Here is a 210-nt window from a genome sequence, read left to right on the forward strand (position 1 = left end):
TCAAATCCTGCTCCCGCAATATTGGCTCGGTAGCTCAGTTGGTAGAGCAATGGATTGAAGCTCCATGTGTCGGCGGTTCGATTCCGTCTCGCGCCATATCTTATTTTATTAAGCGGGTGTAGTTTAGTGGTAAAACTACAGCCTTCCAAGCTGTTGTCGCGAGTTCGATTCTCGTCACCCGCTTTGAACTTTGTTCAAATACCAAGTTTT

General features: G+C 46.2%; 2 tRNA genes. Both read left to right on the forward strand.

What is annotated here, in order from left to right:
* The first annotated feature begins 23 nt into the window (after positions 1-23).
* Positions 24-96 (forward strand) — tRNA-Phe (locus DB729_RS09420).
* A gap of 16 nt (positions 97-112) precedes the next feature.
* Positions 113-183, forward strand: a tRNA-Gly gene (locus tag DB729_RS09425).
* Positions 184-210: the final 27 nt, after the last annotated feature.

This window comes from Streptococcus halitosis, from assembly GCF_003143695.2.
Classification (GTDB): domain Bacteria; phylum Bacillota; class Bacilli; order Lactobacillales; family Streptococcaceae; genus Streptococcus; species Streptococcus halitosis.